Source organism: Pseudomonas migulae NBRC 103157, assembly GCF_002091715.1.
Lineage (GTDB): Bacteria > Pseudomonadota > Gammaproteobacteria > Pseudomonadales > Pseudomonadaceae > Aquipseudomonas > Aquipseudomonas migulae_A.
This window is the reverse complement of sequence record NZ_BDAG01000058.1, coordinates 24,583-30,891: the sequence shown is the minus strand read 5'-3', so window position 1 is coordinate 30,891 and position 6,309 is coordinate 24,583. Positions and strand designations below refer to the sequence as shown.

Below are 6,309 nucleotides of genomic sequence, written 5' to 3'. Positions count from 1 at the left end.
CCCCCCTTTCAGGCTTTACTCGCCAGTCCCCGAAAACACCGCGACAATTTCATCGATGACCGCACGAACCCTCGCGGTATGCCGCAAGTCCTCATGGGTCACCAGCCACACGTCATACGGCACCGGTCGCGTGCGCTCAGGCCACAACCTGACCAGCCCGTCCCTCTCCCCCATGTACACCGGAATTTCCCCCAGCCCGATCCCCGCGGCAATGGCCCGACGCACAAGCAGCCCCGAACTCAGGCTCGACACGATGCGCCCGCGCCCCAGCGGTTCCGAAACCAGCGTCATCTCCTTGTTGCCCTGCAAATACGGCTGATACACCACCAGGTCATGTCCTTCGAACAACGAACCCGGCGCGGGCACGCCGTGGGCGTCCACATAGTCTTGCGATGCAAACAGGCCCACCGGCCAACGCGCGATGCGCCGGGCGATCAGGTCCGGGTTGTCCGGTCGGGTATTGCGCACGGCGATGTCGGCTTCGCGTTTCGACAGGCTGATCATTTGCGTCGATGCGTCCAGTTGCACGCGCACGTCAGGGTGCTGCTCGTGCAAGCGAGCAATGGCCGGGATCAGGAAGTCGATGGCCATGGAGTCGGTGGTGCTGACCCGAACGGTACCCGTCAGTCGATCATCAAGCCCTTGAATCCGGCGCTCCAGTTCCAGCGCCGAATGCTCCATTTTTTCCACGGCTTTCAATGCGGCTTCGCCAACGGCGGTCAACGCGTACCCCTCGGAGGTGCGCAGAAACAGCGTCGCACTCAAGGACTTTTCCAGTGCCGTGATTCGCCGGCCGACGGTGGCCTGATCGACACCCAGAACCCGCGCTGCGCCGCGTAGCGTCGATTCCCGGCAAACCGCCAGAAATACCCGTGCGTCATCCCAATTCATACGGCTCTCCACTGATGCATATATGCATCACGATAGCGCAAACTCGCTGCGTTATTGAATCAGAAAACAGGGATAAGCTGGGCGTCATAGATAAATCAACAGGACAGCCCCCATGCTCAGCACATCAACCACCCCGCGCAGCGCGATATGGCTGCCGATCTTCGCCGGACTCTGCGCCAGCCTGGTCAGCATCGGCCTGGCGCGGTTTGCCTACACACCGTTGATTCCCTCGTTGATCCAGGCGCACTGGTTTTCCGCCAGCGACGTGGTGTACCTCGGCGCCGCCAATCTGGTCGGTTACCTGATCGGTGCACTGATCGGCCATCCGCTGGCCCGCCGCACCTCCAACAAAAGCGCGCTGCGCCTGATGATGCTGGCGGTGACGCTGTCGTTTTTCGCCTGTGGCTTTCCGCTGTCGGTGAGCTGGTTCTTCGGCTGGCGCCTGCTGTCGGGCATCGCCGGCGGCGCGATCATGGTGCTGGTCGCCGCGACCGTGCTGCCGCATGTGCCGGTCGCCCGCCGGGGTTTGGCCAGCGGTGCGATTTTTCTGGGCATCGGTTTGGGCATTGCCGGATCGGGCACGATTGTTCCGCCGCTGCTGAGCCTGGGTTTGCAGAACACCTGGTTCGGGCTCGGTTTGCTGGCGCTGGTACTGACCGCCGCCAGCTGGTTCGGTTGGCCGTTGGCCGCGCACCCGGCAACTGTCACGCCGTCAGGTAACGAAGCCAGTGTGCCGACCGATCCGCAGGTTTATCTGTTGTTTGCCCAGTACGCGTTCATGGCGGCCGGCCTCGTGCCCGCCATGGTGTTCCTGGTGGATTACGTCGCCCGCGGGCTCGGTGCCGGGTCGCATTTGGGTGCGCTGATCTGGGTGATGTACGGTCTCGGCGCGATTATCGGTCCGGTGAGCTACGGTTTCCTGGCCGACAAACTGGGCGCACGGTTGAGCATTCGCCTGGTGCTGGTGGTACAGGCGCTTGCCGTGGGTCTGCTGTCGATTTCCAGCTCATTCACCGCGCTGGCCTTGCTGGCAGTGATCCTCGGCTCGTTCCCGCCGGGCATCGTGCCGCTGGCACTGGCCCGGGTTCACGAACTGATCCCGCAGCATCACCGGCAGCAAATGGCCTGGAGTCGCGCCACCGTGTCGTTCGCCACATTCCAGGCGATTGCCGGGTTTGCCTATTCGGCCTTGTTCAACGCCAGCGGCGGGCATCACGGGTTGTTGTTCATCATCGCGGCGGGAGCCATTGTCGTGGCGCTGCTGCTGGAACCTGCCATGCGCCTGCTGAACCGTCATGATCGGCTGCAACCGGTATTGAACTGAGTCACTGCCACCTTGATGTGGTCAACTTACTGAACACCTTCCAGACAGGACGCTCCCATGATTCTGCCCTCCACCATGACCCTGATCGAAATCACCGAACCCGGCGGCCCTGAGGTGTTGAAGCCGCGCCAGGAAGCCGTCCCCACCCCCGGTGTGGGCGAGGTGCTGATTCGCGTGCACGCCGCCGGGGTCAATCGCCCCGACGTGATTCAACGGGCGGGAAAGTACCCGATGAAACCCGGCATGAGCCCGATCCCTGGCCTGGAAGTGGCGGGCGAAGTGGTCGCGGTCGGTAAAGACGTGAGCGAATTCATCGTCGGCGACAACGTCTGCGCACTGACCAACGGCGGCGGCTACGCACAATACTGCGTCGCACCCGCCAGCCAGACACTGCCGATTCCTCAAGGCATGGATTGGGTGCAAGCGGCGGCGGTCCCGGAAACGTTCTTCACGGTGTGGGCGAACCTGTTCGACATGGGTGGCGCCAGCAAAGGCCAGCGGGCATTGATTCACGGCGGCACCAGCGGTATCGGCACGACGGCCCTGATGTTGTGTCGCGAGTTCGGCGTCAAGGCATTCGCCACGGCAGGCAATGAAGAAAAGTGCGCGGCGATCCGCACGTTGGGCGCGGAGGCGATCAACTACCGCGATCAGGATTTCGTCCAGGTGATTCAGGAAAAAACCGCTGGCAAGGGCGTCAATGTGATTCTCGACATCATGGGCGGCTCGTACCTGAATGCGAACATCGCGGCGCTGGGTATGGAGGGTCGACTGGTGATGCTGGGCTTTCTCGGCGGCGCTCACGCCAAAGACGTCGACCTGATGGCGATCATGAGCAAACGCGCGACGATCACCGGCTCACTGATGCGCTCGCGAACCCGCGAAGAAAAAGCTTCGATCGCCGAGCAACTGCGCGAGTACGTCTGGCCGGTATTGGCTGCCGGGCGGTGTCTGCCGATGATCGACAAGGTCTATCCGCTGGCCGATGCGGCGCAGGCTCATGCGCGGATGGAAGGTGGCGATCATATTGGCAAGATTGTGCTGCGAGTCGATTAACAACACCGCCCCTTTGTAGGAGCAGAGCTTGCTCTGCTCCTACAAAGGGATGGGTGAACGATTGTCGAAAATGTTCCCGTCGCCGGGGCGCATCTGTTAAAAACCGAACTTCAGTTTTTACCGATGGACCACCCAATGCCCTCCTCCCTGCTCACACGTCTGCGCCGCCGCTGGCTGCCCTTGCTGTGCATGGCCCTGCTGGTTGTCGGTCTGCCGGTGAGTTGCGGAGTGCTTGAGCACACCGAGCGCGAGCTGCTGTTTCGTATCGAGCCTGGCACCGCCGGCTGGTATCGCGGCTTGCCGAAGGATGTCCAGGAATTCGACATCAAGTCTGCCAGCTTCAAAGGCGGGCAAAACCTGCACGCCTGGTGGTGGCCCGCTGCCCGTCGTGATGCACCATCGATTCTCTATCTGCATGGCGTGCGCTGGAATCTGACAGGTCAGGCATTCCGCATCGAGCAATTGCGCGCCATGGGTTACTCAGTGCTGGCCATCGACTACCGCGGTTTTGGTCAAAGCAAAGGTGATCTGCCATCGGAAACCAGCGTGTATGAAGACGCCCGGGCCGCCTGGGAACGTTTCAAGACGATGCAACCCGACGCCAGCAAACGCCTGATCTACGGCCATTCCCTCGGCGGCGCCGTGGCCATCGACCTGGCGGCTGAACTGGCCGCACAGGCCAAAAAAGACCACGTCGTCGTTCCGGTGCGCGGTCTGGTCATCGAGTCCACCTTCACTTCGCTGGGCGATGCCGTTGCGCAGGTGGCCGAAAGTAATCTGCCGGTGAAATGGCTGCCCGTACGCTGGTTGCTGTCGCAGAAATTCGATTCCATCGACAAGATCGTCGACATCGATATGCCACTGCTGGTGGTCCATGGCCTGGCCGACGCGTTCATGCCCTCGCGATTCAGCCAGCAGTTGTTCAATGCCGCCAGCGAACCCAAACGCCTGCTGCTGGTGCCGGGTGGTACGCACAACAACAGCATGAGCCTGGGCGGCGCCCAGTATCGCCAGGCACTTGAAGGCTTGATGAAGGCAAAACCGCCGCAGATGGCCGGGCCGGCATTGATTCGCGGTACCCAGGACTCCTGACGGCTATCGATAACCTTGCGCCTGCAGGTTGAACAACTGCGCATAACGCCCGCCCGCCGCCACCAGACTGTCGTGGTCGCCGCGCTCAAGGATTGCGCCCTGATCCAGCACGATGATGTGGTCGGCATTGCGCACGCTGGAAAACCGGTGGGAAATCAGCAGCGTCATGCGACCTTCGGTGTGCTCGCTGAAATGCTCGAACACCGCCGCTTCCGCCGCCGGGTCGAGGGCTGAAGTCGGCTCATCCAGAATCAGTATGTCGGCATCACGGCGCATATAAGCCCGGGACAAGGCGATCTTCTGCCATTGCCCGCCGGACAGCTCCTGCCCGCCGGCAAACCAGCGGCCCAATTGCGTGGCATAGCCGCGATCCAGACGCTCGATGAAAGGCGCGGCCATGCCCTCGGCGGCGGCGGCCTGCCAACGTTGTTCATCGTTGAACGCCAACGTATCACCGACACCAATGTTCTCGCCCACGGAGAACTGGTAACGGATGTAATCCTGAAAAATCACACCGATACGCCGACGCAGTGCGCCTTCTTCCCACACCTGCAAATCGCTGCCGTCCAATAGAATGCGGCCCTGATCGGGACGGTAGAGACGGGTCAGCAACTTGATCAGCGTGGTCTTGCCTGAACCGTTCTCCCCCACCAGCGCCACACTGTGCCCCGGCACGAGGTGCAGATCGATGCCTTCCAGCGCCGCGCGGCTCGCCCCCGGATAGCAGAACCCGACGTTCTCGAACCGCAAACCATCGCCGGGCAGCGCCCCCTCGGTGAGATGCCCGGTATCCGCGACGACGGGTTCAGCCAGGTATTCATAAAGACTCGACAGGTACAGGCCATCCTCGTAAAGACCGCTGATGGCGCTCAAGCTGCTGCTCACCGCCGTCTGACCTTGCTTGAACAGCACCAGGTACATGGTCATCTGGCCGAGGGTGATACTGCCGTGAACGGTGTCGACCACCACCCACGCGTAGGCCAGGTAAAACGCCCCCGTGCCCAGCAACCCCAGCACAAAACCCCAGCCATCCCGTCGCAAGGTCAACCGGCGGTCCTCGGCGTAGAGTCGCGCGAACGTCTCGCGATACCGCTTCAACAGCAGCGGCGCGAAACCGAACAGCTTGACCTCTTTGATATAAGCCTCGTGGGAGAGCAGCGTCTCGATGTAGTTCTGCTGCCGGCTCTCTGGCGCACGGCGGGTGAACAGCCTGAAGGCGTCACCGGAGAAATGCGCCTCGGCAAAAAATACCGGCAGTGCGCCGACCACCAACAGCACCAGCGCCCACGGCGAAAAATGCACCAGCAACACACCGAAGCTGATCAGCACGATCAGGTTCTGGATCAGCCCCAGCGACTTCATCACCAGTGCCAACGGTCGGGTCGACGCCTCGCGCCGCACACGAACCAGCTTGTCGTAAAATTCCGAATTTTCGAACTGCACCAACGACAACGTCTGGGCTTTCTCCAGAATCATCGTGTTGACCTTCTGCCCCAACTGCACCCGCAACAGCGACTGCTGCACCGACAGCGCCCGCTGAGTTCCGGAAAGCAAAGCAAGCACACCGGCTTCAAACAGCACGTAACGCACGACCGGCCATAACGGCGCACTGCCCTGCTGCGCATGCAACTGCATGGCGAACACCACGGCATCGACGATGCGCTGGCCCAGCCAGGCGGCCAGCGCCGGGAGCATGCCAGCGATCAGGGTTGCAAGCACCAGGCCCAGAAACAATCCGCGAGAGGTTCCCCAGACAAGGAGCAAGGCGCGTCTGGCCTGGTCGAGCAATGAGGTGACTCGGGAAAGGCTCGCAGGCATGTTTATCTGCTGCGCTTGCGCGGTTTCTGAAACTCTCTTCTTGAAGGTGGAGGACCGGTTGGAATCACCAGCCCGGGGGGAGGAGGACCACCATTTTCCCATTCCTCCATTAACCGCCTCAGCTCAGG

5 protein-coding genes are annotated in these 6,309 nt (G+C 61.8%); 3 read left to right on the top strand and 2 right to left on the bottom strand.

What is annotated here, in order from left to right; all coding sequences use genetic code 11:
- Window positions 1-15: 15 nt before the first annotated feature.
- Window positions 16-891, bottom strand: coding sequence for a LysR family transcriptional regulator (locus tag PMI01S_RS28665; protein ID WP_084323443.1), 876 nt, complete (start codon window positions 889-891; stop codon window positions 16-18).
- A gap of 112 nt (window positions 892-1,003) precedes the next feature.
- Between PMI01S_RS28665 and PMI01S_RS28660 the strand changes: the two genes are divergently transcribed.
- The 3 genes from PMI01S_RS28660 to PMI01S_RS28650 all read left to right on the top strand — a co-directional run bounded on the left by PMI01S_RS28660 (window position 1,004) and on the right by PMI01S_RS28650 (window position 4,363).
- Window positions 1,004-2,215 (top strand): YbfB/YjiJ family MFS transporter, encoded by a 1,212-nt coding sequence (locus PMI01S_RS28660; protein ID WP_084323442.1) that lies wholly within the window; start codon window positions 1,004-1,006, stop codon window positions 2,213-2,215.
- Between the two features lie 57 nt (window positions 2,216-2,272).
- A complete protein-coding gene (locus PMI01S_RS28655) occupies window positions 2,273-3,271 on the top strand; it encodes an NAD(P)H-quinone oxidoreductase (protein ID WP_084323441.1) in 999 nt (332 codons plus the stop codon).
- Between the two features lie 135 nt (window positions 3,272-3,406).
- Window positions 3,407-4,363 carry an alpha/beta hydrolase gene (locus tag PMI01S_RS28650; protein ID WP_084323440.1) on the top strand — a complete coding sequence of 319 codons (957 nt, stop codon included), beginning with the start codon at window positions 3,407-3,409 and terminating at the stop codon, window positions 4,361-4,363.
- A 3-nt stretch (window positions 4,364-4,366) separates the two neighbouring features.
- Here PMI01S_RS28650 and PMI01S_RS28645 read toward each other — a convergent pair whose 3' ends face one another.
- Window positions 4,367-6,181, bottom strand: coding sequence for an ABC transporter ATP-binding protein (locus PMI01S_RS28645; protein ID WP_084323439.1), 1,815 nt, complete (start codon window positions 6,179-6,181; stop codon window positions 4,367-4,369).
- Window positions 6,182-6,309: the final 128 nt, after the last annotated feature.

Bases quoted from the DNA above. Each gene is read 5' to 3' on its own strand.
- PMI01S_RS28665 (WP_084323443.1), bottom strand. From the start codon at position 891: ATGAATTGGGATGACGCACGGGTATTTCTGGCGGTTTGCCGGGAATCG.
- PMI01S_RS28660 (WP_084323442.1), top strand. From the start codon at position 1,004: ATGCTCAGCACATCAACCACCCCGCGCAGCGCGATATGGCTGCCGATC.
- PMI01S_RS28655 (WP_084323441.1), top strand. From the start codon at position 2,273: ATGATTCTGCCCTCCACCATGACCCTGATCGAAATCACCGAACCCGGC.
- PMI01S_RS28650 (WP_084323440.1), top strand. From the start codon at position 3,407: ATGCCCTCCTCCCTGCTCACACGTCTGCGCCGCCGCTGGCTGCCCTTG.
- PMI01S_RS28645 (WP_084323439.1), bottom strand. From the start codon at position 6,181: ATGCCTGCGAGCCTTTCCCGAGTCACCTCATTGCTCGACCAGGCCAGA.